The sequence below is a fragment of the Amycolatopsis sp. NPDC049688 genome, assembly GCF_040674975.1.
Classification (GTDB): domain Bacteria; phylum Actinomycetota; class Actinomycetes; order Mycobacteriales; family Pseudonocardiaceae; genus Amycolatopsis.
Genome location: NZ_JBFANY010000002.1, coordinates 853,580 through 879,109 on the forward strand (window position 1 = coordinate 853,580; position 25,530 = coordinate 879,109).

Annotated in this window: 28 protein-coding genes and 1 pseudogene; 14 read left to right on the top strand and 15 right to left on the bottom strand. The window is 71.8% G+C overall.

Annotation, left to right across the window (positions count from 1 at the left end; all coding sequences use genetic code 11):
- Positions 1 to 87: 87 nt before the first annotated feature.
- Entirely contained in the window at positions 88 to 627 is a 540-nt protein-coding gene (locus tag AB0J55_RS10105) for a TetR/AcrR family transcriptional regulator C-terminal ligand-binding domain-containing protein (RefSeq protein ID WP_364245406.1), read from the top strand.
- On the opposite strand, the gene AB0J55_RS10110 is transcribed toward AB0J55_RS10105, so the two are convergent.
- A complete protein-coding gene (locus AB0J55_RS10110) occupies positions 614 to 1,936 on the bottom strand; it encodes a nucleobase:cation symporter-2 family protein (RefSeq protein WP_364245408.1) in 1,323 nt (440 codons plus the stop codon). The two genes, AB0J55_RS10105 and AB0J55_RS10110, sit on opposite strands and share 14 nt — an antisense overlap.
- Positions 1,937 to 2,055: 119 nt before the next feature.
- Here AB0J55_RS10110 and AB0J55_RS10115 point away from each other — a divergent pair, with 119 nt between their 5' ends.
- The 6 genes from AB0J55_RS10115 to AB0J55_RS10140 are packed head-to-tail and all read left to right on the top strand — an operon-like array spanning position 2,056 to position 7,537.
- On the top strand, positions 2,056 to 3,195 hold the full coding sequence (locus AB0J55_RS10115; protein WP_364245411.1) for a 5-methyltetrahydropteroyltriglutamate--homocysteine S-methyltransferase: 1,140 nt from the start codon (positions 2,056 to 2,058) through the stop codon (positions 3,193 to 3,195).
- Positions 3,195 to 3,515, top strand: coding sequence for an NIPSNAP family protein (locus tag AB0J55_RS10120; protein WP_364245413.1), 321 nt, complete (start codon positions 3,195 to 3,197; stop codon positions 3,513 to 3,515). The genes AB0J55_RS10115 and AB0J55_RS10120 overlap by 1 nt, the downstream gene beginning before the upstream one ends.
- 11 nt (positions 3,516 to 3,526) lie before the next feature.
- Entirely contained in the window at positions 3,527 to 4,309 is a 783-nt protein-coding gene (locus tag AB0J55_RS10125) for an IclR family transcriptional regulator (RefSeq protein WP_364245416.1), read from the top strand.
- Positions 4,310 to 4,363: 54 nt separating this feature from the next.
- Positions 4,364 to 5,578, top strand: coding sequence for an FAD-dependent oxidoreductase (locus AB0J55_RS10130; RefSeq protein ID WP_364245418.1), 1,215 nt, complete (start codon positions 4,364 to 4,366; stop codon positions 5,576 to 5,578).
- Complete coding sequence (locus AB0J55_RS10135; protein WP_364245420.1) at positions 5,575 to 6,747, top strand: 4-hydroxybenzoate 3-monooxygenase; 1,173 nt, start codon at positions 5,575 to 5,577, stop codon at positions 6,745 to 6,747. The genes AB0J55_RS10130 and AB0J55_RS10135 overlap by 4 nt, the downstream gene beginning before the upstream one ends.
- A gap of 52 nt (positions 6,748 to 6,799) precedes the next feature.
- Positions 6,800 to 7,537, top strand: a complete 738-nt coding sequence (locus AB0J55_RS10140; protein WP_364245423.1) for a Clp protease N-terminal domain-containing protein — start codon at positions 6,800 to 6,802, stop codon at positions 7,535 to 7,537.
- A 123-nt stretch (positions 7,538 to 7,660) separates the two neighbouring features.
- Here the strand turns inward: AB0J55_RS10140 and gndA are convergent, their stop codons facing one another.
- Positions 7,661 to 9,100 carry an NADP-dependent phosphogluconate dehydrogenase gene (gene gndA, locus AB0J55_RS10145; protein WP_364245425.1) on the bottom strand — a complete coding sequence of 480 codons (1,440 nt, stop codon included), beginning with the start codon at positions 9,098 to 9,100 and terminating at the stop codon, positions 7,661 to 7,663.
- Between the two features lie 86 nt (positions 9,101 to 9,186).
- Positions 9,187 to 10,107 (bottom strand): MBL fold metallo-hydrolase, encoded by a 921-nt coding sequence (locus AB0J55_RS10150; protein WP_364245428.1) that lies wholly within the window; start codon positions 10,105 to 10,107, stop codon positions 9,187 to 9,189.
- Positions 10,108 to 10,342: 235 nt separating this feature from the next.
- Here AB0J55_RS10150 and AB0J55_RS10155 point away from each other — a divergent pair, with 235 nt between their 5' ends.
- The 4 genes from AB0J55_RS10155 (at position 10,343) to AB0J55_RS10170 (ending at position 13,586) form a co-directional block, all read left to right on the top strand.
- Positions 10,343 to 11,206: a helix-turn-helix transcriptional regulator gene (locus AB0J55_RS10155; RefSeq protein WP_013222333.1), complete on the top strand. Its 864-nt coding sequence runs from the start codon at positions 10,343 to 10,345 to the stop codon at positions 11,204 to 11,206.
- A gap of 102 nt (positions 11,207 to 11,308) precedes the next feature.
- Complete coding sequence (locus AB0J55_RS10160) at positions 11,309 to 12,136, top strand: SAM-dependent methyltransferase (protein ID WP_364245430.1); 828 nt, start codon at positions 11,309 to 11,311, stop codon at positions 12,134 to 12,136.
- On the top strand, positions 12,133 to 12,981 hold the full coding sequence (locus AB0J55_RS10165) for an SAM-dependent methyltransferase (protein ID WP_364245433.1): 849 nt from the start codon (positions 12,133 to 12,135) through the stop codon (positions 12,979 to 12,981). The genes AB0J55_RS10160 and AB0J55_RS10165 overlap by 4 nt, the downstream gene beginning before the upstream one ends.
- On the top strand, positions 12,978 to 13,586 hold the full coding sequence (locus tag AB0J55_RS10170) for a class I SAM-dependent methyltransferase (protein ID WP_364245435.1): 609 nt from the start codon (positions 12,978 to 12,980) through the stop codon (positions 13,584 to 13,586). Before AB0J55_RS10165 ends, AB0J55_RS10170 begins: the two co-directional genes overlap by 4 nt.
- A gap of 193 nt (positions 13,587 to 13,779) precedes the next feature.
- On the opposite strand, the gene AB0J55_RS10175 is transcribed toward AB0J55_RS10170, so the two are convergent.
- Positions 13,780 to 14,034: a hypothetical protein gene (locus AB0J55_RS10175; protein ID WP_364245438.1), complete on the bottom strand. Its 255-nt coding sequence runs from the start codon at positions 14,032 to 14,034 to the stop codon at positions 13,780 to 13,782.
- 3 nt (positions 14,035 to 14,037) lie between these two features.
- A complete protein-coding gene (locus AB0J55_RS10180; RefSeq protein ID WP_364245441.1) occupies positions 14,038 to 14,160 on the bottom strand; it encodes a hypothetical protein in 123 nt (40 codons plus the stop codon).
- A gap of 300 nt (positions 14,161 to 14,460) precedes the next feature.
- Between AB0J55_RS10180 and AB0J55_RS10185 the strand changes: the two genes are divergently transcribed.
- Positions 14,461 to 14,715: a DUF397 domain-containing protein gene (locus AB0J55_RS10185; RefSeq protein ID WP_103354900.1), complete on the top strand. Its 255-nt coding sequence runs from the start codon at positions 14,461 to 14,463 to the stop codon at positions 14,713 to 14,715.
- 117 nt (positions 14,716 to 14,832) lie between these two features.
- Here the strand turns inward: AB0J55_RS10185 and AB0J55_RS10190 are convergent, their stop codons facing one another.
- The 5 genes from AB0J55_RS10190 to AB0J55_RS10210 all read right to left on the bottom strand — a co-directional run bounded on the left by AB0J55_RS10190 (position 14,833) and on the right by AB0J55_RS10210 (position 19,261).
- On the bottom strand, positions 14,833 to 15,378 hold the full coding sequence (locus AB0J55_RS10190; protein ID WP_364245443.1) for a hypothetical protein: 546 nt from the start codon (positions 15,376 to 15,378) through the stop codon (positions 14,833 to 14,835).
- Positions 15,371 to 16,513 carry a hypothetical protein gene (locus AB0J55_RS10195; RefSeq protein WP_364245446.1) on the bottom strand — a complete coding sequence of 381 codons (1,143 nt, stop codon included), beginning with the start codon at positions 16,511 to 16,513 and terminating at the stop codon, positions 15,371 to 15,373. Before AB0J55_RS10195 ends, AB0J55_RS10190 begins: the two co-directional genes overlap by 8 nt.
- 11 nt (positions 16,514 to 16,524) lie before the next feature.
- Positions 16,525 to 16,917 carry a FixH family protein gene (locus tag AB0J55_RS10200; protein WP_364245448.1) on the bottom strand — a complete coding sequence of 131 codons (393 nt, stop codon included), beginning with the start codon at positions 16,915 to 16,917 and terminating at the stop codon, positions 16,525 to 16,527.
- On the bottom strand, positions 16,914 to 18,311 hold the full coding sequence (locus AB0J55_RS10205; RefSeq protein ID WP_364245451.1) for a hypothetical protein: 1,398 nt from the start codon (positions 18,309 to 18,311) through the stop codon (positions 16,914 to 16,916). Before AB0J55_RS10205 ends, AB0J55_RS10200 begins: the two co-directional genes overlap by 4 nt.
- A 95-nt stretch (positions 18,312 to 18,406) precedes the next feature.
- The gene (locus AB0J55_RS10210; RefSeq protein WP_364245454.1) at positions 18,407 to 19,261 is read right to left on the bottom strand and encodes an alpha/beta hydrolase; all 855 of its coding nucleotides are present in this window, start codon (positions 19,259 to 19,261) and stop codon (positions 18,407 to 18,409) included.
- 53 nt (positions 19,262 to 19,314) lie between these two features.
- Here AB0J55_RS10210 and AB0J55_RS10215 point away from each other — a divergent pair, with 53 nt between their 5' ends.
- Positions 19,315 to 19,890 carry a CGNR zinc finger domain-containing protein gene (locus AB0J55_RS10215; RefSeq protein ID WP_364245456.1) on the top strand — a complete coding sequence of 192 codons (576 nt, stop codon included), beginning with the start codon at positions 19,315 to 19,317 and terminating at the stop codon, positions 19,888 to 19,890.
- A 247-nt stretch (positions 19,891 to 20,137) separates the two neighbouring features.
- On the opposite strand, the gene AB0J55_RS10220 is transcribed toward AB0J55_RS10215, so the two are convergent.
- The 3 genes from AB0J55_RS10220 to AB0J55_RS10230 are packed head-to-tail and all read right to left on the bottom strand — an operon-like array spanning position 20,138 to position 22,922.
- Positions 20,138 to 21,004, bottom strand: coding sequence for an oxygenase MpaB family protein (locus AB0J55_RS10220; protein WP_364245459.1), 867 nt, complete (start codon positions 21,002 to 21,004; stop codon positions 20,138 to 20,140).
- On the bottom strand, positions 21,004 to 21,579 hold the full coding sequence (locus AB0J55_RS10225; RefSeq protein WP_364245462.1) for a TetR family transcriptional regulator: 576 nt from the start codon (positions 21,577 to 21,579) through the stop codon (positions 21,004 to 21,006). The genes AB0J55_RS10220 and AB0J55_RS10225 overlap by 1 nt, the downstream gene beginning before the upstream one ends.
- Positions 21,546 to 22,922, bottom strand: coding sequence for an amidase (locus AB0J55_RS10230; protein WP_364245465.1), 1,377 nt, complete (start codon positions 22,920 to 22,922; stop codon positions 21,546 to 21,548). The genes AB0J55_RS10225 and AB0J55_RS10230 overlap by 34 nt, the downstream gene beginning before the upstream one ends.
- Before the next feature lie 84 nt (positions 22,923 to 23,006).
- Between AB0J55_RS10230 and AB0J55_RS10235 the strand changes: the two genes are divergently transcribed.
- Entirely contained in the window at positions 23,007 to 24,035 is a 1,029-nt protein-coding gene (locus AB0J55_RS10235) for a D-cysteine desulfhydrase family protein (protein ID WP_364245468.1), read from the top strand.
- A gap of 78 nt (positions 24,036 to 24,113) precedes the next feature.
- Here AB0J55_RS10235 and AB0J55_RS10240 read toward each other — a convergent pair.
- Both AB0J55_RS10240 and AB0J55_RS10245 read right to left on the bottom strand, forming a co-directional pair.
- Positions 24,114 to 24,680 (bottom strand): annotated as a pseudogene (locus AB0J55_RS10240) (DUF998 domain-containing protein); the annotation flags it as partial.
- A 36-nt stretch (positions 24,681 to 24,716) separates the two neighbouring features.
- Positions 24,717 to 25,502 (bottom strand): protein phosphatase 2C domain-containing protein, encoded by a 786-nt coding sequence (locus tag AB0J55_RS10245; RefSeq protein WP_364245470.1) that lies wholly within the window; start codon positions 25,500 to 25,502, stop codon positions 24,717 to 24,719.
- Between the last annotated feature and the right edge of the window lie 28 nt (positions 25,503 to 25,530).

Here is a 25,530-nt window from a genome sequence, read left to right on the forward strand (position 1 = left end):
CCCGGTCTCCTTAAAGCCATCCGATTTGCCTTAACGATAGTCACGACCGGCCTGCAAAAGCAAGCGGGTTTGCTTTAGGATGGATCCATGACCCGACCGGGTGGCCGCAGTGCCCGCGTGCGAGACGCGGTCCACGACGCCGTCGTGGACCTGCTCGTCATCGGCGAGATCAACGCGGCGATCCCGAAGATCGCCGAGAAGGCGGGCGTGAACCCGACGAGCGTCTACCGGCGCTGGGGCAACCGTGAGCAGCTCCTGCTCGACGCCGCCGTGACGCGCCTGCGCGAGACGTCGCCGATACCGGACACCGGCTCGCTGCACGACGACCTGCTCGGCTGGGCCGAAGGCGTCGAACGCTCGATGCGCGACCCCCGCGGCCAGATCCTGCTGCGCGCGCTCGTCGCCACCCTGGGGCCGGAGAAGGAGCCGCTCGAACACCTCCGCGCCCGCGGCGAAGACCTGCAGGCCGCCCTCGACCGGGCCACGGCACGCGGCGAACCCGCGCCGTCGGTCGAGGACGTGCTCGACTTCATCCTGGCCCCGCTCTACCTGCGGGTGCTGTTCCGGCGGCCGGTCGAGCCGGGGACGGCGGCCAAGCTCGTCGACCGGCTGCTCAAGGTGCCTTGAGCAGATCCGGTTCCGCGCGCCGGCCGAGGTGGTTGAACAGCAGGTTCAGCACGAACGCCAGCACCGCCGCCACCGTGATCGAGCTGCCGCAGATCGTCTGCAGCCAGGCCGGGAAATGCTTGAAGAAGTCCGGCGCGAACGCCGGCAGCAAGCCGACGCCCAACGCCACCGCCACCACGAACGTGTTGTGGTTGCCGGAAAACTCGACCGTCCGGAGGTTCTGCGCGCCGACCGCGGCGACCATCGCGAACATCACCACCGCGACCCCGCCGACCACCGGCTCCGGGATCGCCGCGATGAACGCGCCGACCTTCGGCACCAGGCCCATCACCACCAGGATCCCGCCGGTCACCGCGACCACCCAGCGGCTGCGGACGCCGGTCATCCGGACCAGGCCGACGTTCTGCGCGAACGCCGTGTCGGGGAAGGAGTTCATCACCCCGCCCAGCACCGCCGAGACGCCGTCGGTGGCCAGGCCGCGGGCGAGGTCGGCGTCGGTCGGCGGGCGGCCGGTGATCTCGCCGACCGCGATCATGTCGGCCGTCGACTCGGTGAACGTCACCAGCATGACCACGCACATCGACAGGATCGCCGCGACCGGGAACGCCGGCGCGCCGAAGTGGAACGGCGAAGCCAGTCCGAACCAGCCGGCCGCGCGCAGGCCGTCCCAGTGCACCAGCCCCATCGGGATCGCCACCACCAGCCCGATCGCCAGCGCCAGCAGCGGCCCGATCTGGTTGGCGAACCCGCGCAGCACGCGGGTGAACAGCACGAGCAGCGCGAGCACGCCGAACGCCAGCCCGATGTGCGACGGCGCGGCGTAGTCCGGGGCCGTGCTGTCGTGGCCGGCGATCATCGCCGCGCCCGGGCCGAGCAGTGAGACACCGATGACCAGCAGCAGGGTCCCGGTGACCAGCGGCGGGAAGAACCGGATCAGCTTCGCGAACGGCCGCGCGATGAGCAGGCCGAACACCCCGGACGCGAGCATGGCGCCGTAGACCGCGGGCAGGCCGTACTGGGACGCGATCAGGATCATCGGGTTGACGACGGTGAACGTCGCCCCCGCCACCACCGGCAGCCGGATGCCCAGCAGCTTCCCGATGCCGATGGCCTGGATCAGCGTCGCGATCCCGGCGACCAGCAGGTCCGCGTTGACCAGCAGCCCGATCGTCGCCGGGTCGAGCTTCAGCGCGCTGCCGACGATCAGCGGCACCGCGACCGAGCCGGCGTACATGATCGCCATGTGCTGGAGGCCGAGCAGCGCGAGCCGTCCCGCGGGCAGTACCTCGTCGACCGGGTGTTTCGCCATGATCACGCCCCTTTCCCCGGGCACAGCCAACGCGGTGCCGGTGACGGTGGCAAGTCCCGGGCGTGATGATCATGTTTCGGGGGGCGGCGCGAAGGCCGGGAATGTGTGACCATCGGTGCATGACTTCGGGTGGCATTTCCCAGGTGGGCCCGCCGTTTCGCGCCGATCACGTGGGGAGCCTGCTGCGGCCCCCGGTGCTGCGCGACGCGCGACGGCGGCACGAAAGCGGTGAGATCGGCGCGGAGCAGCTGCGCGCGGTCGAGGACGACGCGATCCGTGACGTGATCAAGATGCAGAAGGCGGCCGGGCTCAGCTCGGCGACCGACGGCGAATTCCGGCGCGCGTCGTGGCACATGGACTTCATCTACGCGCTCGGCGGCGTCTCGAAGAGCGACCAGCGGCTGCACGTCAAGTTCCACAACCTGGCGGGCGACCTCGAGTTCAGCCCGCCGGGACTGCAGGTCGACGGCAAGGTGCGGCTCGACGAGCCGATCTTCGCCGACCACTTCCGGTTCCTGCAGTCCCATGTGGACCCGGGCGTGACGCCGAAGCTGACCATCCCGTCGCCGAGCATGGTCTACTACCGCGGCGGCCGGGCCGCGGTCAGCGAGACCGTCTACCCGGACCTCGAGGAGTTCTTCGCCGATCTCAGCGCGGCCTACAAGGAGCAGGTCACCGCGGTGCACGGCCTCGGCTGCCGGTACCTGCAGCTGGACGACACGAGCCTCGCCTACCTGAACGACCCGGCGCAGCGCGAGCTCGTCGCGCGGATGGGCGGCGACCCGGACACCCAGCACCTGCGCAACATCGCGACGATGAACGCGGCCCTGGAAGGGCGTCCCGAGAACCTCACGGTGACGACCCACCTCTGCCGCGGCAACTTCCGCTCGTCCTGGGCCGCGGAGGGCAGCTACGAGTTCGTCGCCGAGGCCCTGTTCGGCGAGCTCGCCGTCGACGGGTTCTTCCTGGAGTACGACGACGAACGCTCCGGCGGGTTCGAGCCGCTGCGGTTCGTGCCCAAGGACAAGAAGGTCGTCCTCGGCCTGGTCACCACCAAGCGGCCGGAGCTGGAGGACCCGGACGTCCTGATCCGGCGGATCGAGGAGGCGTCGCAGTACGTCGACGTCGACCGGCTCTGCCTGTCCCCGCAGTGCGGCTTCTCCTCGACGGAGGAGGGCAACGACCTGACCCCGGACGACCAGCTGCGCAAGCTGGAGCTGATCGTCGCGACGGCCGACCGCGTCTGGGGCGGCCACTGATGATCACCTGCGTCGTCGACTACGTCATCGACCCCGCGAAACTGCCCGACTTCGAACGCTTCGCCGCCGCGTGGATGCGGCTGGTGCAGCGCGAAGGCGGCATCCACCACGGCTACTTCCTGCCGGCGGAGGGGGCGAGCGACGAAGCCCGGGCGCTGTTCAGCTTCGAGAGCCTCGCCGCGTACGAGCGCTACCGGACGCTCTTCGGCGTCGACCCGGACTTCATCGAGGCCGACAAGATCCGCGAGGAGAGCGGGTGCGTGGTGCGGTACCGGCGGACGTTCATGCGGCCGCTGCTGCCGGACGACGACGAAGTCTGAGGCTCAGCAGGGTGAGAAACAGCGCGCAGCGGCCGCCTTCGGTCGTGGACCGCGTCCTGGACCTCCTGGGCGCCTTCACGGCCGAGCGGCCGCGGCTCACGCTGTCCGAGCTCAGCCGCCGGGCGGGGCTGCCGCTGTCGACCACGCACCGGCTGGCCGGCGAGCTCACCCGGCGCGGCGCCCTGGTGCGCGACGAGACCGGCGCCTTCCGCGTCGGGCTGTGGCTCTGGGAAGTCGCCTCCCTCGCCCCGCACGGCGCCGAGCTGCGGGAGAGCGCGATGCCGTTCCTGGAAGACCTCTACGAGGCCACCCACCAGAACGTGCAGCTCGCCGTGCTCGACGGGGCCGAGGTCGTGTTCGTCGAGCGGATCTCCGGCCGCGGCGCGGTCAACGTCCTGACCCGCGTCGGCGGGCGGCTGCCCGCGCACGCCACCGGCGTCGGCCAGGTGCTCCTCGCGCACGCCCCCGCCGAGGCCCAGGAGGAGGTCCTCGCGGGCCCGCTGAAGACGTTCACGCCGAAGACGATCAGCGCGCCCGCCCAGCTGCGGCGGGTGCTCGCGGACGTGCGCCGCGACGGGTACGCGATCAGCGACGGCCAGGTCGAGCTGATCGCGCTCTCGGTGGCGGCTCCGGTCCGCGACGCCGCGGACGAGGTCGTGGCGGCGATCTCGGTGGTCGTCCCGGCGGACGGCACGGACCCGCGCACGCTGGTCCCGGCGGTGCGGGCCGCGGCGCGGGGGATTTCGCGAGTGCTGGGCGCGCCCCGGCCCGCCGGCGGTTCCTCGACGGCATGAGCCGGTTGTGGTCGGATGAGACCTGAGGGTTGCCGGATCGGGTGAGGAGCAGGAATGACCACCGTTCTCGTCGTCGGTGCTGGTCAGAGCGGGTTCCAGGCCGTCGCTTCGCTGCGGGACCGCGGCTTCGGCGGCCGGGTCGTGCTGATCGGGGACGAGCCGGGCGTGCCGTACCAGCGCCCGCCGCTGTCGAAGGCGTACCTGGCCGGGACGGCCGGGCTCGAGCAGCTGCACCTGCGCGGTGAGGACTTCTTCGCCGAGAAGGACATCGAGCTGGTCTCCGGGCGGGTCGCGGAGATCGACCGTGCCGCGTCGAAGGTGCGCCTCGACGACGGCCGCGAACTCGGCTACGACTTCCTCGTCCTGGCCACCGGCGCCCGCAACCGGACGCTGCCGGTGCCGGGCGCGGACCTGCCGGGGGTGCTGACCCTGCGCACGCGCGACGACGCCGACAGGCTGCGAGCGTCCCTCTCCCAAGCCGAGAACGTCGTCGTGGCCGGCGGCGGGTTCATCGGGCTCGAGTTCGCCTCGCACGCCGGCCGCCCGGTGACGATCGTCGAGGCGCAGGACCGGCTGCTCAACCGCGTCGCGACGCCGGAGATCTCCGCGTACTTCGCCGCCCTGCACCGCAACGCCGGGCACACGGTCCTGCTCGGGCAGGGCGTCGCCGCGATGCACGGCGGCCCGCGGGTCCGCGAGGTCGAGCTGTCCGACGGCACCCGGCTGCCCGCCGACCTGGTCGTCGTCGCCGTCGGGGTGGTGCCCGAGACGTCGCTCGCCGAGGCCGCCGGGCTGCCGGTGCGCAACGGCGTCGTCGTGGACGCGCACCTGCGGACAGCGGACGAAAAGATCTTCGCCATCGGCGACTGCGCCAACTTCCCGTGCGTGCAGGCGGGCGCCGAGACGCGGCTGGAGTCCGTGCAGAACGCCGTCGACCAGGCCCGTTGCGTGGCCGCGGCGATCACCGGAACCGAAGAACCGTACGCGAGCCTGCCGTGGTTCTGGACCGACCAGGCGGGCGCGAAACTGCAGATCGCCGGGATCCTCTCGGGCGCCGACCGGACGGTGGTCGCGGGTGATCCGGCGGCGGGCAAGTTCTCCGTGCTGTCCTTCCGCGACGACGTGCTCATCGCCGTCGAGTCGGTCAACCGCCCGGCCGACCACATCGCCGCGCGCCGCCTGTTCACCGCCGAACCGAAGCCCGCGTACGCCGACCTGGAAGCCAGCGCCTTCGACCTCAAGGCGCACCTGAAGTCGCGGGCCGCGTGATGCGCACGCAGGTCGCGGTGATCGGCGCCGGCCCGGCCGGGCTGCTGCTGTCGTTCCTGCTGCACCGGGCCGGGATCGACTGCGTGGTGCTGGAAGCCCGCGACCGGGAGTACGTCCGGCAGCGGGTGCGGGCCGGCGTGTGCGAGCAGCCGACCGTCGAGCTCCTGACGTCGCTGGGGCTCGGCGAGCGGCTGGCGGCCGAGGGCATGCCGCACGAGGGGCTGTCGCTGCGGTTCGACCGCGCCGACCACCGGATCGCGCTCACCGAGCTGACTGGGAAGGCGATCACCGTCTACGGGCAGCAGGAGATCGTCAAGGACCTCATCGACGCGCACGAGGCCCGCGGATACCCGATCTCCTTCGAGGTTTCGGGCGTTTCACTATCCGATGTGGACACCCAACGACCGCGCGTGGCCTACCGCGACAGGGACGGCAACGCCCAGGTCATCGAGTGCGACGCCGTGGCGGGCTGCGACGGCTTCCACGGCGTCTGCCGTCCGTCCGTTGCGGACCACTTGACGGTGTACGAGCGCGAGTACCCGTTCGCCTGGCTCGGCGTGCTGGCGCGGACGCCGCCGTCGCACCACGAGCTGATCTACACCCACCACGAGCGCGGGTTCGCGCTGCACAGCATGCGCACGCCGGAGATCACCCGGCTCTACCTGCAGGTCGATCCCGGGGAGTCCCTCGACGCGTGGTCCGACGACCGGATCTGGGCCGAGCTGACCGCGCGGCTCGAGGTCGAGGGCGACTTCACGCTCCGGGAAGGCCCGATCCTCGACAAGGGCATCACGCCGATGCGCAGCTTCGTCGCCGAGCCGCTGCGTCACGGCCGGCTGTTCCTGGCCGGCGACGCCGCGCACATCGTCCCGCCGACCGGCGCGAAGGGCATGAACCTGGCCATCGCCGACGTCCGCGTGCTGTCGCGGGCCCTGGAAGCGTTGCTGCGCGGCGACGGATCGCTCGCCGCGTCCTATTCGGACACCTGCCTGCGCCGCGTGTGGCGAGCGGAGCACTTCTCGTGGTTCATGACGACGATGCTGCACACCGACCCGCACGCGGACGGCTTCGCGCGGCAGCTGCAGCTGTCGCAACTGCGCTACACGACGTCGTCGCGCGCGGCGGCGACCAGCCTCGCCGAGAACTACGTGGGGCTGCCGTTCGCCTGAGATCGTCAACTCACGGTTGACGCAGGGAGATCGTCAACCTACAGTTGACGGCATGACCCTGCCGACCAACATCAAGCTCGACGACCTCATCCAGGCCATCAAGGCCAACCACGACAAGGACGCACTGGCCCAGCTGACCGACGCGGTGTACGTGGGTCAGCACCTCGGCGAGGTGGCGGACCACCTGATCGGCCACTTCGTCGACCAGGCCCGGCGGTCCGGCGCGTCCTGGACCGAAATCGGCGCCAGCATGGGCGTCACGAAACAGGCCGCGCAGAAGCGGTTCGTGCCGAAGGTCGATCCCGGCGGCGACCCGAGCGGCAGCATCGAACGGCTCTTCGGCCGCTACACCGACCGGGCCCGGCACGTCATCGTGGAGGCCCAGAAGGCGGCCGTCGACCACGCCAGCCCGGAGATCGACACCGTGCACATCGTGCTGGGCCTGCTGACCGAGCCCGCCGCGCTGGCGGCCGGGGCGATCCTGGCCCAGGGCGTGCAGCTCGACGCCGTCCGCGAAGCCGCCGAAGCCCGCCTGCCCGGGCCGGTGGACCCGGTGCCGAACCCGGTGCCGTTCTCCGGAGCCGCGAAGAAGACCCTCGAACTGACCATGCGGGAAGGCCTGCGGCTCGGCCACAACTACATCGGCACCGAGCACATGCTGCTGGCGCTGCTGGAACAGGGCGAAGGCACCGGTTTCGAGGTGCTCGACGGCCTGGGCGTCAAGAAGGACAAGGCCGAGGCGAAGATCCTGGAGGTGCTGGCGGAGATCCTCGCCGCCCGCGGGCAGTGAGACTCCTGCTGGCCGCCGTGCTCCTCGCGCTGCTGCTGGTGACGCTGCTCTGAAGCTCGGGCGGGACCAGGGGGTCCGCCCGGAAACGCGAACGGGCCCTCCCGGCGGAGGGCCCGTTCGCCGTCAGGCGTCGGATTCCGGGCGGCCGTCGGCGGCCCAGGCCGTGTGGAACGAGCCTTCGCGGTCCACGCGGCGGTAGGTGTGGGCGCCGAAGAAGTCCCGCTGGCCCTGGACCAGCGCGGCCGGCAGCCGGTCCGCGCGGAGGCCGTCGTAGTAGGCCAGGGCCGTCGAGAAGCCCGGCGTCGGGATGCCGAGCTTGACCGCCGTCGAGATCACCGAGCGCCACGAGTCCTGCGCGTCCTCGACCGCCTTGCGGAAGCCGCCCGACGTCAGCAGCGTCGGCAGCTCCGGCTCGTCGGCGTAGGCCGCGGTGATGTCGTTCAGGAACTTCGCGCGGATGATGCAGCCGCCGCGCCAGATCGAGGCGACCTTGCCGAGGTCGATGTCCCAGCCGTACTCGGTCGCGCCGGCCTGGATCTGGTTGAAGCCCTGCGCGTACGCGACGACCTTCGACGCGTACAGCGCCTGCTCGACGTCGTCGGCGAAGCGCTCCAGGGACGAACCCGACAGCGGCGCCGCCGACGGGCCGCCGAGGCCGCGGGCCGCCGCGCGCAGCGACTTGGACCCGGACAGCGAACGCGCGAAGACGGCTTCGGCGATGCCCGAGATCGGGACACCCAGGTCGAGGCCGATCTGCACGGTCCAGCGGCCGGTGCCCTTCTGCTCGGCGGCGTCCTCGACGACGTCCACGAACGGCTTGCCCGAAGAACCGTCGACGTGCGCGAGCACCTCGGCGGTGATCTCGATCAGGTAGGAGTCGAGCCGCCCGGTGTTCCAGGTGCGGAACACGTCGGCGATCTCGGCGGGTGCGTAGCCGCCCGCGTGCCGGAGCAGGTCGAACGACTCCGCGATCAGCTGCATGTCGGCGTACTCGATGCCGTTGTGCACCATCTTCACGAAGTGGCCGGCGCCGTCCGCGCCGATGTGCGTGCAGCACGGCTCGCCGTCGACCTTCGCCGAGATGTCCTCGAACAGCGGCCCGAGCGACTCGTACGACTCCTTCGAGCCGCCGGGCATGATGCTCGGCCCGTGCAGCGCGCCCTCCTCGCCGCCGGAGACGCCGCTGCCGACGAAGTGCAGCCCGCGCTCGCGCAGCGCCTTCTCGCGGCGGCGCGTGTCGGCGAAGTGCGCGTTGCCGGCGTCGATGATCACGTCGCCCTCTTCGAGCAGCGGCGCGAACTCCTCGATGACGGCGTCCGTCGGGCCGCCCGCCTTGACCATGATCACGACCTGCCGCGGCCGCTCCAGCGCGTCGACGAACTCCTGCGCGGAGTACGCCGGGATGAAGTCGCCCTCGTCGCCGAACTGCTCCACCAGCGCGCGGGTCCGCTCCTCGGACCGGTTGTGCAGGGCCACCGTGTGGCCGTGCCGGGCCAGGTTGCGGGCCAGGTTGCGGCCCATGACCGCCAGGCCGGTGACCCCGATGCTCGCCTTCTTGCTCATCCGAATCCTTCCGAAGAACTCTCTCGATTCAGACCCTAGTCCGATCGACGCCTCAAGGGAGGGCACGGAGGAGCAGCTCACCTAGTTCAGGAGAAGCAGCGGATCGGCCCCTTGTTGAAGGCGAGCATGTCGGTGATCGCCGCGACGAGGTCGATGTCGGCGCCCCACTCGGCGCCGTCGAGCTCGGCGTACGCGCGGTGCAGGTTCCCCGGCAGCCGCTCCTGTTCGCTGAGTGACGCGAAGTCACCCAGGTCGGTCTCCTTCGCCAGCTCCAGCGGGGACAGCCCGGCGGCCTTCCCGCGCTCGGCTGTCTTCTGGACGAAGGCGAGGTACTCGTCCACTTTGTCCACGATGTCGAGCCCGCACGGGCCGCCGTGACCAGGCAAGATCACCTCCGGTTCCAGCTCGCGGATGATGTCGAGGCCCTTGCGCCAGCCGGCCACCGAGCCCATCAGCGCGAACGGGCTGCCGCCGTGGAACACCAGGTCACCGGCGTAGAGCACGCGCTGCGCGGGCAGCCACACCAGCACGTCGTTGGTCGTGTGGGCCGCGTGGCCGGGGTGGATCAGCTGGAGCTCGACGTCGCCGGCGTGCACGGTCAGCCGGTCGTCGAAGACGATCTCGGGCGGCCGCGACTCCAGCGCGCCCCAGTCGCTGCCGACGAAGATGCCCTCGAACTTCTGGATGCCCTCGGCGACCATCAGCTCGCGGGTCTTGCGGTGGCCGACCACGGCCGCGCCCGCGACCAGGTAGTTGCCGTTGGTGTGGTCACCGTGGTGGTGGGTGTTCACCAGCGTCGTCACCGGGCTGCCGGTGGCGCCTTCGACCGCCTCGAGCAGCGCCCGCGTGCGGCGCTCGGTCGAGCACGTGTCGATGAGCACGGTGTGGTCGCCGGCGTCGACGAACCCGCAGTTGTTGATGTACCAGGAGCCGTCCGGCTGGACGTAGCCGTGGACCCGGTCGGCCAGCCGGGTGACGGCGGCGGCGGATGGGGAGCGATCGGTCACGGGGTCACTATGCCCGAGAGGGGGCTCCGCCGGTTGGCCGAATAATTCGGAATTTCACTGGTCCAGGCGAGTGATAGCGCAGGTGACTGGCATTCTGCGGCGTTTCCTGGAACGCTGCGCGATGTCATCATCGAGATCCGCAAGGTGAAGCACTAACCTGGGTGGGTTCGATAGTTCGCGTGCGACGGCGGCCGGTGGCCGTCGTCGCTTGGTAGTGGTCCGGGAGAGCAGGGCGATGGCCAGCACCGTCACCTCGCGCCGGAAGCAGCTCGGGAACGAGCTCCGGCATGCCCGCACCGCGGCGCGGATGACACAGCAGCAGGTCGCCGAGGTCCTCGGCTGCACCCAGGGCAAGGTCAACAAGATCGAGTCCGGTGCCGTCGGGGTGAAGCTCGGGGATGTGCGATCCATGCTGAACGCGTTCGGGATCAACGGCGAAGAGGCCGACACGCTGATGAACCTGGCGCGGGCCGCCGCCGGGCAGCGCGGCCACTGGTCCGGCTACCGCTCGGTGGTGCCGCACTGGTTCCGCACCTTCACCGACCTGGAGCCCGCGGCCGCGGAGATCCTCACCTGGCACGGTGAGCGCATCCCGGGCCCGCTGCAGTCCGAGCACTACATGCTCAAGCAGTTCACCGAGGCCGGCGCGACGGACGTGACGTCGCTGGTGCGCAACCGCCTCGACCGCAAGGCCGTGTTCGAGCAGCAGCAGCCGCCGTACTACCGGTTCATCATCAGCGAAGGCGCGCTGCGCCGGGCGCCCGGCGGGTACGCGCCCGCGGTGATGCTCGACCAGGTCGAGCACCTGCTCTCGCTGGAGAAGCACCCGCGCGTCTACGTGCACGTACTGCCGTTCGGCGCGCGGCTGGCCGCGGTGCCCAACGACTTCACGATCATGCGGTTCCCGGACCGCACGCGCGACTTCGTCTACATCGAGCACTCCGCCGGCGGCCTGTACCTCGACGACGTCAAGGACTTCAACATCTTCGTCGACTCGTGGGACCGGCTCCGCGGAGCCGCGCTGGAGCGCCAGGAGACCCGGCAGTTCCTGAAGGAGCTCGCGGAGGGTTACCGCGCGCAGATGCAGCAGCTCCAATAGGGCGAATGGCGGCGTCAGCTGTCCCGACCTGTGAACAACTTTCGGTAGAGTCACTCTGTTGCGCTTGAAACCACCGGAAGTTGCCCGCCCGAAGGGGACATCGTGGACCCCGACTTCCTCCCCGAAGCCATCGATCTCGACCGCCCGAACGTGGCGAGGATCTACGACTGGGCGCTCGGCGGCACCGCGAACTGGGCCATCGACCGGCAGTACGGCGAGCAGGCGGTGCAGGCGTTCCCGCTGGCGAAGGTCCTCGCCCGCAACAACCGCGACTTCCTCGGCCGGGCCGTCCGCTACTGCCTCGCCGAGGGCATCACGCAGTTCCTCGACCTCGGCTCCGGCATCCCGACGGCCGGCAACGTGCACGAGGTGGCCGACGACTACGCCGACGACAGCCGCTGCGTCTACGTCGACCACGAACCGGTGGCCGTCGCGCACGGGCGGATGCTGCTCGAGGAAGCCGGCGACCCGGACCGGCACGCCGTGCTGCACGCCGACCTGCGGGACGCCGAAGAGGTTTGGGACGCCGCCCTGGCGACCGGCGTGCTCGACCCGGACCGGCCGATCTGCCTGCTCACCGTGGCGGTGCTGCACTTCCTGCCGGACGTCACGGGCGTCCGCGAAGCCATCCGCGACTACCGGACGCTCCTGGCGCCCGGGTCGGCGTACGTACTTTCGCACGCGACCGAATCCGGCGTCGAAGGCGAAGAGCTGGAGCAGATCCGGCGGCTGGTGAAGCTGTCCGAGCGGTCGAGTTCGCCCGCGGTTTCCCGATCCCTCGACGAGATCGCCGCGTTCTTCGGTAACTTCGACGTCGTCGAGCCCGGGATCGTGCCTGTGGGAGAGTGGCGCCCGGAGCCCGGCGCCGCCACGGTCCCCCTCGCGAGCGTGGTCGGCGGTGTCGGCCGCAAAGCCTGGAGGACGCAATGACTACGCAGGACCCCGAAGCACCGGAAGGCGTGGACCTGGACCGGCCGAACGCGGCCCGCATCTACGACTGGTTCCTCGGCGGCGACGCCAACTGGGCCATCGACCGCCAGTTCGGCGAGCAGGCCGTCAAGACCTTCCCGATGATCAAGACCGTCGCCCGGGCCGGCCGCGACTTCCTCGGCCGCGGCGTCCGGTACCTGGCGCGCAACGGCATCGACCAGTTCCTCGACCTCGGCTCCGGCGTCCCGACGGTCGGCAACGTCCACGAGGTCGCGACGGACGTCAACCCGGACGCCCGGTGCGTGTACGTCGACAACGAGCCGGTCGCGGTCGCCCACTCGCAGATCCTGCTGGAGCAGGAGGGGATCGCGGACCGGCACGCGGTGCTGCAGGGCGACCTGCGCGACCCGGCCGACATCTGGAAGCGCGCGCTCGACACCGGCGTCCTCGACCCGAACCGCCCGATCGGCCTGATCATGGTCGGCGTCCTGTACTTCCTCGGCCCCGACGAGCCGGTGGCCCAGACCATCCGGAAGTACCTGTCGCTGCTGCCGTCCGGCTCGTACTTCCTGTCCTCGCACCTGACGAGCGACGATCTGCAGGAGATGGCCGACGCGGACAGCCGCGAGTCGATCATGAAGCAGTACAACCAGTCGAGCACGCCGCTGCACCTGCGCACCCGGGCGGAGTTCACGACGTTCTTCGAAGGGCTGGAGCTCGTCGAGCCCGGCATCGTCTACCTGCCGGAGTGGCACCCCGAGGAGATCGAGTCCAAGGCCACGAAGAAGCTCGCGAACGACCCGGCGTTCGTCGGGCACCTCTGCGGCCTCGGCCGCAAGCCGTGACGGCCGCCGCCTACGACGCGGTCGCTGTCCAGTACGCCGAATTCGTCGCCGGGATCTGGGACGACCACCCACTCGAGCGGGCGGTGTGGACCGCGTTCGCGGATTCCGTCCGCGGCCGCGGCCCGGTCGCCGACCTCGGCTGCGGGCCCGGCCACCTGACGGCGCACCTGCGTTCGCTCGGGCTCGACAGCTTCGGCGTCGACCTGTCCCCGGCGATGGTCGAGCTCGCCCGGGCGGCCCATCCGGACCTGCGGTTCGACGTGGGTTCGATGGCGGCGCTGGACCTGCCCGACGCGTCACTGGGCGGGATCCTGTCGTGGTACTCGCTGATCCACACGCCGCCGGCGGAAGTGCCGGCGCAGTTCGCCGAATTCGCCCGGATGTTGGCACCCGGCGGTCACGTTCTGTTGGGGTGCTTCGAATCCGGGGGTGGCCCGCTGACGCCGTTCGACCACAAGGTGACGACGGCCTACTGCTGGCCGATGGACGAACTGGCCGGATTCGGGGCTGCGGCGGGCTTTGCCGAGGTGGGACGGGTGTACCGCGAGCCGGTGACGGGGGAGCGGCCGATGCGGCACGGCAGCCTGCTGCTCCGGAAACCGTAGCCCGGCACGGAAAGAGCCCCGGTTCCGCAGGAAACCGGGGCTCTCGGTGGTGGTACGGCAGTTCAGGACTGTGACAACCGGGGCTCCGCCCCGGGCCGGGGGCTCCGCCACCCGGACCCCCGAAAAGCCAGGACAGTGACAACCGGGGCTTCGCCCCGGGCCCGGGCTCCGCCACCCGGACCCCCGGAAACTCCTAGACGCGGGAGCCGAGGCGGCCGCGCAGCAGCGGCGTCAGGTCGATCGACGCCTCCAGCGGGCGGGTGGTCCGGACCCCGTCGGAGTGGCGGCGCAGCGGCAGGTCCTGGTCCGTCGCCCACGTCGTCGTCTTGCGCAGCGGTGCCTGGATCAGGCTGAACCCGAAGCGGTTCCGCAGCTCGTTGCCGATGCCCCGGCGGCCACGGTGTTCTTCGTCCTCCCGGCGGAACAGCGAGTTCACCCGGACGGCCATCGTCTACACCCCCAGCTCTCGTCGCGGTGACCGGGCGGGTTCGCCGCCGGTCAGGTGCGCGCGGATCAGCCCGGTCGTGGCGGTGGCGGCGCGTCCGGAGACGTGTGGCCTGTCCTCGACGATCACGCTGATCCTCCCCCATGAGGTCGTGCGGCGGCTTGGTTTATCCGGCCCGGGGCTGGTCATTCCGGCACTTCGACCCGCGTCGACGACCGCCCGCCGCGAGCAGGCAGTCATTCACCGACGCCGGCGCCCCGGCCGATGCGATTAATCCTACTCCTGGAATAATCTTCATGTCGAGGCCGGAGCTAGTTGATCACCCGCTTGGCCCTGTGGCTTGCGCCATTGAGACACTGAGTAGCCGGGAGCGGGTGCATTCAGACCAGTTCGCGGCCGCGACCCCATCGATCCTCGGAGGTACGACCCATGGCGGATTATCCGTCGTTCGCGGATTACGATCCGAACACGGCCGTGTCTATGTTCGAAGAGGCCGCCTGGGAGAAGTCGTTCGCCAGCGAGCCCAACGGCGGCAGCTGCGTCGAGGTCAACCTCGGCCGGGACGGCCTGATCGGCGTCCGCGACACCAAGCTCACCACCAGCCCCGTCTTCGTCTTCGACACCGCCGAGTGGGAAGCGTTCCTGATCGCGGTCAAGGCCGGGCAGTTCGACCTGCCCGCCTGAGCCCGTCCGTCCGGCTGCTCGTGGAGAAAAGATGGTGGAGGCCCCCTTCCCGTCCTGCGGTGAAGGAGGCCTCCACGACGCCCCGGATACGTCCGAGCGCCGAATGTGAGCGGAATCTCACCCGATCGCCGGAAGCTCCCCGCCTCGCAACCGGCCGCGGGTCCGGCGCCACGCCACCACGACCAGCACCACGAGCCCGATCAGCGGCAGCGTGCTGATCGCCCAGCTCACCCCCATCGGCGGCCCCGGCTGGTCCAGCACCGGCAGCGAACGCAGCTCGCCGGTGCCGGACCCGGCGGGGCCGTTGACGGTGAAGCGCAACGTCCAGTCGCCCGGCTGCGGCAGCGACCGGACGTCCAGCCCCCAGACCTCCCGCTTGCGCGGGTGCCGCACGAGCGGCTGGGCGCGCCGCTGCGTGCCGCCGGGGCCGAGCATCGTGAGCCGGCCGGACTTGTCCTCGATCCCGCCGTCGGGGATGAAGGTGAAGTCCAGTGACTGCATGGCTTTCAGCGGCCAGGTGCTGAACCCGACGGTCAGGCCGTACGGCCCGGCCTGCACCCGCTCGGTGTGCACGATGTTCACCGGCTCGTAGGCGTTCGCCGGTGCCGCGGTGGCGAACAACAGCCCGGCGACGGCCGCGAAGGCCATAAGTGCTTTACGCATCAGCGGTTTCCCCCTTCTTCGCGGGTGCCAGCAGGCAGAGCATCCCGCCGAACCGCCACCCGGCGAACCCGCCGAGCAGCCCCAGCGCCGCGCTGAGCACGGCGGTCGTCGTCAGGTACCAGGCCGGCGGCAGGTGCGCGCCGGTGTAGAGCAGGGTCCGCTGCACCGGCAGGCTCAGCCCGATCAGCAGCCCGGCGATCCCGCCGACGACGACCGAAACGCGGCCCGCAGGCCACCCCCGGCGCCGGCCGGCCAGGTAGCCCAGCTCCATCAGCGCGGCCACCGGCAGCAGCGCCATCGGCGCCAGCGACGGCATTTCCGGCACCCCGGAGATCGCGTCGCGCATCGGCAGGCCGACGAGGTCCGCGTACGCCCGCGCCGCCCACGGCGAGAACCACCAGAAGAGCGCTTGGATGGCCGCGACCAGCGCCGCCGTGCCGACCGCCCCGCCCGGACGGCGGAGGAACCCGGCACCGACCGCGACCAGCAGCACCGCCATCATCGACGTCCCGATCGAGACGGCGTCGGCGTAGTCGTCCGGCACCTGCTGCAACCCCAGCGCCAGCACGGGGCCGAAGGTGAGCAGCACGGCCAGCGACGCCACCGTGCCGAGCCAGCCCCAGCGGTGTTCGCGCGCCGCGGCGAACACGGCGGTCGTGCCGATCAGGGACACCGTGATCGACAGCAGCAGCCCGATGTGCGGCGGCGAGTCGATGACCGCGTCGAAGCCGTAGAGCCCGTGCCACCACTGGTCCCACAGCCCGTACAGCAGGAACGTCGCCGCGCCGACGCCGGAGACCAGGTAGCCCAGCGGCGCGGCGAACGTCCGGCCGAAGACGTTGACCACGCGCCCGCCGACCCGCGGGTCGACCGGCCGTCCCGCGCGCCGCGCCGCCGTCGTCAGCAGCACGACGGCGAGGCTCGCGAGGCCGACGACCGCGCTGCCCGCGTACAGGAACAGGTGCGGCAGCGTGAAGAACGTGTCCGGCCCGACGTCGCTGTGCCACTGGATGTCCCAGGTGAGCCCGACCAGCGACAGCAGCGACCCGCCGAGGACGACGTTCGCCGGCAGCAACCCCGTGCGCGCCGGTTTCGCCACGGCCGCGGTGTGCACGCCCGATGCGGTGAGATCCATTCCCCCTCCTTCTACTTGACCAACAACGGAAAGACGACTTGAGCCGGCCCGCCGGGGCCGGTCAGCGCGACGGTGATCTCCCACTGCCCGGCCATCGGCAGCCCGACGTCCGCGGCGCGGAAGCGGCCGGGCCCGTCCGGCCCGGCGGGCACCGGTGTCAGCGCGTGCCCCATCTGCGCCATGACCGGCGCGACCGTGACGGTGTCGGGGGCGGGCCCGGTCACCGCCACCGCGAACGTGTTGCCGCCGATCCGCGGCCGGTCCGCGGAGAACTGCACGGTGTAGGGCCCGGAAACGGCCTGCTGCGTGGTGGGTTTCGCGCCGCCGCCGCCCCAGAGCAGCCACGCGGCGCCGGCCGCGACGACCAGCGCGACCACGGCGATCAGCACGGTCGGGCGTTTCACCGGCCGGCTCCGGTCGCCGGGACGTCCACCACGGCGGGGACGGTGAGCACCTGGTAGCCGCGTTCGGCCTGCAGCCAGATCCGGTACCGGCCGGGCGTGGCGAAGGTGTAGGTGAAGGCGACGTCCGGCCCGTACGCGGCGACCGTCTCATCGGGACGGTCGGCCTGGCCGGCGACCGGCGGGATCATGGCGTGGACGTGCGCCCACGTCGGGGCCTTGGCGGCGCCTTCGCCGGCGGGGCCGGTGAACGGGCCGGTGATGATCAGGTGGCCGAGCATGCCCAGCCACGGCTGGAGGTCGCGGGCGGGGAAGTGCGCGGTGATGGTGGCGGGCGGGCCGGGGGTGATCGTGAGGTCGACCGGCGTGCCGTCGATCGTCCGCGGGCCGGCGGCGGGTGGTTCGGGGGCCGGTGCGGCGGTGCCCTTCATGTCCACTGTGGACCGGACGAGCTGGACGCCGCCACCGCGCCGGGCGAGTTCCGCGGCGACGGCGTACGTGCCCGCCTCCGGGTCGGCGAGGCGGACGCGGTAGTCGCCGGGGCCGACGCGCACCGGGTGCAGGTGGCTCATCCGTCCGGACGGCGAAACCAGCACCAGGTGCATGAGGGCGTTGTCGTGGACCAGCAGGTCGTCGACCGGGCGTCCGGTGGCGCCGTCGGTGAGGCCGAGCTGCAGGTTGTCCTGCTCGGCTTCGACGGCGAGGTTCACCGGCGGGCGTGAATAGTCCACAGTAGACAGCTGGGCGCTGGCGTAGGGGTCGGTGACGTTGTCGAACGTCGGGTCGAGCAGGCTGCCGGGCGCGGGTGGCGGCGGGGTGCTCGCCGACAGCAGCGCGCCGGTGACGGCGACGGCGATCGCGGCGACCGCGCCACCCGCCGGGATCAGCGCGAACGCCGTCTTCCTGGCGCGCACACCGACGATCAGGGCCAGCAGCAGGAAGGCTCCCGCGGCGACGAACCCGCCGTAGGTCGCCTTCTCCCACGGCGGCACCACCCGCGCGGGCACGAGGAACGGGATGGTCGCCGGCGGCCCGGCGCCGTCGCTCAGCGTCAGTTCCCACGGGCCCGGTTTGTCGACTTGGAGATTTCCCGCGTACATCCCGGGTTCGGCGCCGAGGACGACGTCGGCGCGGGACACCGTGACACCGTCGGCCGCGGCGGTCAGGTGCAGCGTGCCGGGCGCGGTGCCGCGGTGCGTCACGACGTCGACCCGCAGCGGCGACGGCGTCGTGGCGACCCGGCGGATGATCACGGTCAGTTCGCGGGCGCCGAGCGTCTGCGCCACCTGGACGTCGGCGCCGGACGGCGCGCCGTCGGCGTGCGCGGTCCCGCTGCCGGCCGTGATCCCCAGGACGGCCAGCAGCATCAGCAGCGCCAGTTTCGGTTTGGTCCCCATGGTGGGCCGAACCTAACCGGCGTAACCGGTGGCGGGCGTCACGGCGCCGAGGGAAAGCCGGTCCCCAGTGCGGGGGACCGGTGCCCCCGGGAATCTCAGGGCCGCAGGAATCGCCGCAGGTGGGCGACGGTTTCTTCGGGTTGTTCCTCGGGGAGGAAGTGACCGCACTCGGCGAGGGCTTCGCCGGTGACGTCGTCCGCGTACTCGCGCCAGATGTCGAGCGTGGGGAGCGTGCCGAGCAGGCCGTTCGCGCCCCAGAGGGCGAGCAGGGGCTGGGTGAGGCGCTTTCCGGCTTCGAAGTCGGCGTCGTCGAGTTCGGCGTCGTCGGGGAAGGAGGCGCGGTAGTCGTCGAAGCCGGCCCGGAGCGCTCCGGGCTGGGAGAAGGCGCGGACGTACTCGGCCTGCGCTTCGGCGTCGAGGGCGTGGCGCTGGTGGGTCCAGCGTTCGAAGAAGTAGCCGAGGTAGCCGGCGATGTTCTGGCCGGCGAGCAGTTCCGGCAGGTCGGGCTGCAGGTGGAAGAGCCAGTGCCAGTACGCCTTCGCGATGCCGGCGTCGAGGCGTTGCCACATCGCGCGGGTGGGCGCGATGTCGAGCACGGCGAGGCGTTCGACCTGGTCCGGGCGGTCGAGGGCCCAGCGGTGGGCGACGCGGCCGCCGCGGTCGTGCCCGACGACGGCGGTGGTGGCGAACCCGAGGTGCTCGGCGAGCGCGGCGACGTCGGCGGCCATCGTGCGCTTGTCGTAGCCGGACTTCGGCTTGTCGGTGCGGCCGTACCCGCGCAGGTCGGGGGCGATCACGGTGTGCGTCTCGGCGAGCTTCGGGAGGACCTTGTGCCAGCAGTGCGACGTCTGCGGCCAGCCGTGCAGCAGGAACAGCGGCGGGCCGTCGCCGGCTCGGAGGTAGTGCATGCGGATGCCGTTCACGGTGGCGATGTTGTCTAACCGGTTCATAGGGTTAGACGGTAGCGCTGCTTCTAACTGTCTTCAAGGGTTAGAGTGGTGGCATGGAGTGGGTCTTCGACGGCGGACGGCCGTGCCTCGACCTCGTCAACACGATGCGCAGCAGGCACGAGGAGGGCGTGGAGCTGCTGACCGGCCCGGACGCGCTGGCGGAGTGGCTCGCGCTGGCGGGGTTCACGACGGGCCGGGTGCCGGTGACGGCGGGCAACGTGCTGGCGGCGAAGGCGCTGCGGGAGGCGATCGACCGGGTGCTGCTGCCGCCCGAGGAGCCGTCGGAGATGGACGTCGAGCTGGTCAACAACGCGGCGGCCTCGGCGCCGGCACCCCCGCCGCGCCTGGCCTTGGCGGGCGGTTCCCTGCGCCGGGAGGTCCCGGCCCCGAAGGACCCGGTGGCGGCGGCGTTCGCGGCCCTCGCTTCGGACGCGATCGATTTGGCGACCAGCGAGGCAGAGGTCAGGATCTGCGCGGCGGACGACTGCGGCCTGCGGTTCTGCGACGCTTCACCGCGGCGGAACCGCCAGTGGTGCTCGATGGCGCGCTGCGGAAACCGCGCGAAGGCCCGAGCCCACTACGCCCGCACCGGTCCACAGGCAAGGCGAGATGTGGACAACCCGGCCTAGCACGCTCCGCGGCCGCCAGTTTTGTCATAGGCGGCCGATACGCTGGACCCGGGGGGCGCCCCCGCGGGCCCACCCGAGGCTGACCACCCTCGCCAACCCCGCGTCGACCCGCCAATCACATGTGATGCCCCTTCAGTCACGCGTGATGCCCGCCCAATCACGCGAGTTGCGGCTGCAGTCACGCGAGTTCGGCTTGCCGGCGCGCGGGGTCGTGAGTGTTCAGGCGAGTTCTAACTCGCCTGAACACTCACGCCCCTTGCGCCGAGCCGGGGCCGTTGCCGCCGATCAGCCGCTCGTAAACCTTCGGGTGCGCACGGAACCACACGTTGAGCTTCCCCACCCACCGCATCGGCGCCGTCCGCAACCAAGCCGGGATCGGCCTGCCCGCCACCCGCACGCAAGCCGCAAACCGCGCGAACCGCCGCTGATCCGCGTCCGTCCACTGCAGACCCAAAGCAGCACGCAACCGAGGCGGCAAAGTCGCCCGGATCAAGAACAGCTGCCCCCACTGCACCGCCCGCCACCACGAATCCGGCAGCCACGCCACCGGCTTCGGCACCGTCCGGAACGTCTCCAGCAGCGTCTCGATCGTCGGATTGGACCCGAAACCCGCCACCATCGCGTCGTAGTACCGCTCGAACGCCGCCCAGTCCGGCGGCAGATCCCGCTCCCGGACCCCGAGCAGCCGCCCGATGCCGCACATCTGCGCGTAGTACTCCTCAAGCTCCACATCGGACAGTGGCACGCCGAAAAACCGTTGCGCGTCGACCGGAGCCTTCACCAGGGTCGCGTGTACCCACGCATACGCCGCCGGATCCAGGGCGCTGTACCGCCGTCCGCCCGAAGAGCCCGTGAAGGACCGGTGCAGCGACCGCAGCCGCGCCGCCTCCACCTGCGCGCCCGCCGTCCCTCCGTACACGTAGATCGACAGCGACGCCACCGTCCGCATCAGGCGCGTCCAGGGATCCGACCGGTAGTCCGAATGGTCCCGCACGCCCGCCGCGACGACCGGGTGCGCCACCTGCAGCACCAGCACCTGACCGGCCAGGAGCGCGTCGCGGACGTCGCCGAAGTACCGCCACGCCGCCGTGCCGCGGACGACCGGCGGGGCCATCAAGCGCCGCGGATGAGCATCATCAGGGGCTCGGCCACCGGCGTGTCCGTCTCGCCCGTCGCCAGCCGGCGCAGTTGCAACCCGGCGATCAGCGCCACCACCGGCCCGGCCAGCCGCCGCGGCTCCGGGACGCCCAGCGCCGCCAGGATCGTCACCGCCAGCTCGTCGTACGCCGCGAAGCAGCGCGACGAAGCTTCGTGCAGCTCCGGATCCCGCGCGGACTGCAGGTACAGCTCGTGCGCGCCGAGCTCGTCGGCCCCGAACGGGAGCTGTGCGATCACGTGCTCGACCACCGAAGCCGCCTGCTCGAGGCTCAGCCCCTCCGACCGGTAGCCGTCGACGATCGCGCCGAGCTTCGCCGTCTCCTCCTCGGCGAACAGCAGCATCGCCTCGCGCAGCAACGCCGTCTGGCTGGGGAAGTGGTAGGTCAGCGTGCCGAGCGAAACCCCGGCGGCGGCGACGATCCGGCGGTTCGTCAGCCCGCCGACGCCGTGCTCGCCGACGACGGTCAGCGCGCCGCGCAGGATGGCGTCCCGGGTGCTTACCAGCTTGTCTCGGGATGCCGCTCCGGCCACCGTTCGACCTCTTCCAGTTGCGCGGCAAGCGAAATCAGCCGCTCCTCGGCGTGCGAGGGGCCGAGCAGCTGGGCCCCGAGCGGGAGCCCGCCGGCCGTCAGCCCGGCCGGGACGTTGACCCCCGGCCAGCCCAGCACGTTCCACGGCCAAGCGTACGGGCAGGCGGCGATCATGGCCTGGTCGGTCTCCCAGCCGGACAGCCCGTCGAACGTCCCGATCGGCGGCGGCGGGGTCGCGGTGGTCGGCGTCAGCAGGACGTCGACGCGGCCGAACACCGAGCCGATCCGCCGGTGCAGGCCCGGCTCGAGGGCCCGCGCCAGCCGCAGTGCGGGCCCGGCCAGCAGGCGGCCGTGGCCGGCGTTGCTGCGGGTGCGCGGGTCGAGCCCGGTCCGGTCGGGCACCCGCAGCGTCCAGTCGCGGACGCCGGTGAGCGAGCGCGGCAGGAACGTCAGCCCGATCAGCCCGTAGTCCGGTTCGACCTCGACGATCTCGTGGCCCAGCCCGGCCAGTGACTCGGCGAGCCGGCGCACGGAAGCTTCGACGACCGGGTCGAGCCGGGTCTTGGTGGCGGTGAACGGGATCCGCGTCGACAGCCCGATCCGCAGCCGGCCGGGTTCGCGGGCCGCGGCGGTCCGGAACGTGCTCCCGGTGTCCGCGACGACGTCGAGGAGCAGGGCCGCGTCTTCGACGGTCCGGGCGAGCGGGCCGAGCACGGTCAGGCCGTGGAACAGTTCGCCGTCGGTCGGGATCCGGCCGCGCTGGGTCTTGATGCCGACGAGCCCGGTCCACGCGGCCGGGATGCGCACCGAGCCGGCGCCGTCGGACCCGAGCGCGGCCGCGATGGCCCCCGACGCCACCGCGGCCGCGCTCCCGCCCGAAGAACCCCCGGGGGTGTGGCCGGGGTGCCACGGGTTGCGCGTCACGCCGAAGGCCGGGCCTTCGGTGAACGGCCACTGGCCCAGCTCGGGGGTGTTCGTCTTGCCGATGATCACCGCTCCGGCCGCGCGCAGCAGCGCGACGGCGGGCGCATCAGAGGTGGCGCACGGGAATTCGCCGGCACAGCCGAACGACGTGGGCAGGCCGATGAGGTCGACGTCGTCCTTGATCGCGACCGGCACGCCGAGCAGAGGTTTCCGCTCGCCGGCCCGCAGTTGCCGGTCCGCCTCGGCCGCTTCGGCGAGAGCGGCGTCGTCGCGCAGGTGCTTGAAGGCGTTGAGCGTGGGCTGGCTCGCGTGCGCGCGCCCGAGCGCGGTCGCCGTGAGCTCGGCGGAGGTGACTTCGCCCGCGGCGAGCTGCGCGGCCTGCGCGGCGAGACCGGTGAAGTCGAGGCTCGTGGCGGTCATGGCACCTCCCGGGTTCTCGTTCGTTCGAACGAACGTTACCGGATACTGGCGGTCTCCGGCCACCCGTGCGGCAGACTGGGGCCCATGACGTTCGACTTCGCCGGGTTCCCCGATGCCGCACTCGCCGCCATCCCCCGCGTCGACCTGGGCGGCTGGCCGACGCCGCTGCACCAGGCACCCCGGCTCGGCGAAGCGCTCGGCCTGCGCAACCTCTGGCTCAAGCGCGACGACGTCCACCCGCTCGGCGCCGGCGGCAACAAGCTCCGCAAGCTCGAATACCACCTCGGTGCGGCCAAGGCGGCCGGCGCGGACACCGTGATCACCTTCGGCGCGCTCCAGACCAACCACGGCCGCCAGACCGCCGCCGCGTGCGCGAAGCTCGGCCTGCGCTGCGAACTCGTCCTCACCGCGAAGGTCCCGCGCGACGGCGACGCGTACGAACGCGGCGGCAACATCCCGCTCGACAAGCTGTTCGGCGCGAACGTCCACGTCTGCGCGGACGGCGAAGAGACCGGCCGCACCTACGACCGGCTCGTCGCCGAAGCAGCCGCCGAGGGGCGGAAGGCCTTCACCGTCCCGGTGGGCGGCTCCAACGACCTCGGCGCCCTCGGCTACGTCCGCGCCACGCACGAACTCGCGAAACAGCTGGAAGAACGCGGCATCGAGCGCGCCCACCTCGTCGTCCCGCACGCCAGCGGCGGCACCGCGGCCGGGGTGACGCTGGCCGCCGGGCTCCTCGGCGGCCTCGGCGTCGGCATCGCCTGCGTCAGCCACCCGCTCGACGAGGCCACGGAGAACCTCCACGAACTCGTCGGCGGCGCGGCCAAACTCCTCGGCGTCGAACCGCCGCCGTTCACGCACGCGAGACTGGGCGACTCCACGCTCGGCCCCGGTTACGGCATCCCGACCGACGCCGTCTGGAACGCCCTACGGCTCTTCGGGCGCACCGAGGGCGTGGTGCTCGATCCGGTCTACACCGGCAAGGTGGCCGCCGCGCTGGTCGAGTGGGCCGGCCACTTCGCCCCGGATGACCACGTGGTGTTCCTGCACACCGGCGGCATGCCCGGCCTGTACGGCTACGCGCCCGAATTCGCGGCGGCCGTCGAAGGCTGACTCGAGCCGGGTCGCGAGCCACAGCAGCGTGCCCAGCAGCACGACGTCGGCGAGCAGCAGCAGCCGTTGCATGACGCCGATCGGGAAGGCGTCGGAGACCGCGCGGAACGGCTCGATCCCGGCCTCGCTCAGCCGCACGAACAGGAAGCTCAGCGCGAACAGCGCGAACGCCCCCGCGGACAGCCGGATCGCCTGGACCAGCGCGGCGCGTTCGGGCCGGCCCCGCAGCGGCTCCAGCAGCGAAATCGCCGCGCCGGGCAGGCTGCAGAAGGCGACCAGGCACGCGTAGAGGTGGATTTCCCCGCTCACCGGGTCCGGCGCCTCGGGGTAGCTCGCCGGGAAGATCGCGGCCGCGGCCAGCCCGAGCGCCCACAACGCGAGCAGCAGCCGGGTCGTCCGCGACAGCGGTACCCCGGCGACCTGCAGCGCGCCGAGCACCGCGAGCGACCCGACGGCCAGCGACAGCACGCTCGCCGCGAGCATCCCCTCGCCGCGGTCGGTCACCGTGTAGCTCGACAGCGTGTCGTACACCGGGTTGCGCGAGCTGACGATGTGCAGCACCACGGCGGTGAAGAGGCCCCACCCGATCGCGCCCAGCGCGACGAGCCGCCACGGTCTGGTGCGTTTCCCCTGTTCCATCCCCATGCCGTCCAGGTTCCCGCCCGGGCGGCACGCCCGTGATCAGGGAAGACCCTGAATTCCCCCGGAGGTGAAGTCGACCAGGACGAGCGCCTGGTCGTCGTGGCGCTTCGGCCGGGGCCAGCGGTCGCCGTCCGGATCCTGCTTCTCCGCGGTGCGGACGGCGTCCAGAACGGCGTCGGGGCCGTCGGCGCGGGCGGTCGCCAGGACCTCCGGCCAGCCGAACAGCGCGTACTGGTCGACACCGATGGAGACGCCGTCGCTGGCGAGCAGGACGGCGTCGACCTCGGCCCGCGGCCAGCTGCGCCGGACTGCGTGCGCGGCGGCGCCCGGATCGGCTTCGGCGACCCAGAAGCCGTCGTGGGCGTTGCGCCGGCGCCGGACGTCGGCGCCGGTCTGCAGCATCCCGCGCCGTCGCAGCCGGGCGAGCCGGTCGTCCGAGACGACGTCGACCCCGAAGCCGCCGAAGCCGACCACCGGGCTGTCGGCCAGCACGAGCGCGTCGACGCGGTCGCCGGCCCAGCGCACGGCGGCGACGGTGCTCGACGGCGACTGGTTCGGGCGCAGGTCGTTTTCCGTCGTCACCGCGGCGATCGCGCTGGTCAGGACGCCGGCCAGGTCGGCTTCGGGGGTGGCGCGCAGGTCGTCGGCGAGGCGCCTGGCCAGCCGTTCGGCGTACCAGCCGCCCGGGGGTTGCGAGGGGTCCGAAGAGGTGGCGCCGTCGAGGACCAGTACGGCGTTGTCCAGCACGACGACGTGGTCCTCGGAGGGGCGTGGGTGGCCGTCCGCGCCCACCCCGGCCCGTTCGGCGATCGCGATCTCGGGCATCACCCGACTGTACGTCCCCCGTCCGGTG